At 32.0% G+C, this 2,778-nt stretch carries 4 protein-coding genes and 1 pseudogene; all 5 read left to right on the top strand.

The genetic code is table 11. From position 1 onward, the window contains the following. Positions 1-218: pseudogene (locus HNP68_RS06345) on the top strand (phage portal protein); the annotation flags it as partial. A gap of 16 nt (positions 219-234) precedes the next feature. Next, a complete protein-coding gene (locus HNP68_RS06340) occupies positions 235-927 on the top strand; it encodes a DUF1357 family protein (RefSeq protein WP_183221566.1) in 693 nt (230 codons plus the stop codon). Between the two features lie 12 nt (positions 928-939). Then, positions 940-1,500, top strand: coding sequence for a DUF228 domain-containing protein (locus HNP68_RS06335; RefSeq protein ID WP_183221564.1), 561 nt, complete (start codon positions 940-942; stop codon positions 1,498-1,500). 4 nt (positions 1,501-1,504) lie between these two features. Next, a complete protein-coding gene (locus tag HNP68_RS06330) occupies positions 1,505-2,266 on the top strand; it encodes a DUF228 domain-containing protein (RefSeq protein ID WP_183221562.1) in 762 nt (253 codons plus the stop codon). A 21-nt stretch (positions 2,267-2,287) separates the two neighbouring features. Beyond that, positions 2,288-2,778, top strand: a 491-nt coding sequence (locus HNP68_RS06325; RefSeq protein ID WP_183221560.1) for a DUF228 domain-containing protein, incomplete at its 3' end; no start/stop codon positions are given.

The raw sequence follows: 2,778 nt of genomic DNA, 5'->3' as shown, positions 1-2,778 counted from the left end.
TACAAGAACAAATTGAAAATTCTTGTAATTTAAAACTTACTAAATATTTTGGCCTTGATATGAGATTTAATTCACTGATTATGTTAAGTGAAGATCAAAAGGTAGAAAGAGATATTAAGCTAATTGAGCTTTACAGTAAATATAATGAGTTTATAAACAATAACTCCTTTAATAAAGAGGAGTTAGCTATTTTAAAAGAAAAATTATTCTCATTTTGAGAAAAGGAGTTAAAAAGTGATTGAAAATGAAGAAAAAGAAGACTTGCAAGCACAAGTTAAAGAAGAACAGCAAGTTAAATCTGATACCAAGATTATAAGTTCTGGTGAATATGAAGAGTATATGCGCCTTAAAGAACAAGCAAATGCAAAACCCAAAGAGATAAATCGTGATTTAAGTATAAATGAGCGAATAACAAAAGAACTTGCAGAAGTTGAAGAGAGAGAGCGTGTTGAAAAGCAATTACTACTTGAGGCTGAGCGTATAAATGAAATTGATACACTAGCAAAAGCACATCTTAGCAATCATTTTAATAAAGAAGTGCTTTTGGCAAAAGGATACACGCTAAAAGACATTATTCAAGCACAACGCAGAGAACTTGTTCGCAAATTTGTTCCAATTGAGCAAATTAAAGCTATTTCTAAAGTAGCAGACATAACCCACATTGACGGTGAGATACTAGAACAACTAGTTTCATTAGCTAAAGTGAATATCAAACTAAGAAAAAATGCGAATAGCAATTCTTCTTCTGTTGATTCTATTAAAGGCAATATTGTTGCTAAATCAGAAGAGAGAGTAAGTTTACTTGATTCTAATTTTGTTCCAATTAATTTTACAGAATTTGTACAAGCTATAAGTAATACTTACAAGCAAAGACGACTTCAATTTTATGAAAACTTGAAAAGAAGTAGAAAAACAAGCTTTGCGTAAAGGAGTGTTTAAATGGCTGGTACAGACATAACAAAAATTAAGGAAGAATTTGATAAAAAAGTTGCTGAAATTAGGGCATTAATGAAAAATCCACAAACGGATTCTAGTTTACTTACTAATTCTCTAGAGTTTAGGGATAAAAATTTAATTTATTCCAATTCTGGTGGAGTTAGAACTAGCAGTAAAGACAAAATAGAAAATTATCCTGCTAAGGGTTATCCATACAAGCGTGGAGTCAAGCTTAGTTTTAGTACTGATGGTGCAACAGAACTAGAAGTTGAGGCTGGTGGTGGTGAGGACTTGTATGGAATATGCACAGATATAGATGAGTTCACTGGTATAGCAACTGTAATTCCAATTACTAATAACTTTGAAGGTTACTTAGTATGTAAGAAGCCTGGAAGTGATATAAATCCAGGGGATAAACTTAATTTTGATCAACACGGTGAGCTTGAAAAGGTTAGTGGAAATAATAAACCTATTAATGCTATAGCACTTTCAAAAGCACATAAATTAACTGAAGATTTATATATTATTCTTGCTAGTGTTTTTGGGAATAGAGCTAAAGGGTAAATGAATGTCTGTAAAAGGTAAAGGACAAGTTCCAGGGCCCGGTGTTGATGAGAATTTACAATTGGGCTTAGAAGAAGTTCAACAAGATGCTGCACCAGTTAGAGCTAGGCGTCAAGCAAGAAGTGTTGATGATGCACAAGGGGTAGACCCTTATTTGAATTCATTAAAAGAACTTGACGACATTCTTTTGAAATTTAAAAAATATTCAAAATCAATGAGTTCTATTGAAAATAGTGTTTTTGAAAGTTCAAGTGGTTGTTTTAAGTCAAAGAATGAGCAAGTTGATGCATATACATTTTCATGTTCAAGTTACGCAGACAAAATAGAAGAATATTTTTATGACCCAAAAAAGAGTTTTCCATACAAGCGTGGAGTAAAACTTGTTCCAAAAGAGAATTCTGTATATGTGGAGACTAGTTCAGATACTGATATTTACGGGATATGCGTTGATGTGTGTGAATTTAGCTGCACTGCTTATGTTTTACCAATTACAAATAATTTTGAAGGATATCTTGTTACAAGAAATCCAAGTATAAAAGCTGGAGAAATATTAGATATTAATAATGATGGAGTGATTATTAAAGCTGGTGGTGGGCCCCCAACATATATTAATGCATACGCACTTTCTGATTCATTTATAATCAATTTTAAATCAGAAGAAGAGATCAAGGATGAAAACCGTAAACATGATTATTATATTAATTTGGTAAAAGTTACTATTTTTGGCAATAGGGCTTATGAGAAAACAGTAGTAGCTGATAGTTAAAAAATAAAAGGAGATAATTGAATGGCAGAAAATACAGCCCAATTAGTAAAAGAATATCAAGAAAAGCGCAGTAAACTAGAAAAATTAATGAAAAATCCACAAACGGATTCTAGTTTACTAGGCAATTCTTTAGAGTTTAGAGATAAAAACGTAGAATTTTTTGCTTCTGGAGGTACTAAAACTAGTAAGTATGACAAACTAGAAAATCATTCATTTGTGGGATATCCCTATAAACGCGGAGTAAAAATAGTAATTCAAGAGGCAAAATCAAATGAACCGCATTATGAGCCCCATGTTGAGGCTGGTGGTGGTGAAGACTTATATGGAATATGCGTTGACATAGATGAGTTTAGCAAAACTGCTACTATTGTTCCAATTACAAATAATTTTGAAGGGTACTTAGTAGTAAAAGATGGAACGCCTAAAGCAAAAGATAAACTTTTTTTCAATAATGACGGTGTTCTTGAAAAGGTTAGTGGGGGAAATAAGGCGATTATTAATGCCATAGCATT

Source organism: Borreliella yangtzensis, from assembly GCF_014201775.1.
In the GTDB taxonomy this organism is placed as follows: Bacteria; Spirochaetota; Spirochaetia; order Borreliales; family Borreliaceae; genus Borreliella; species Borreliella yangtzensis.
This window is presented reverse-complemented; position numbering and strand designations above follow the sequence as displayed.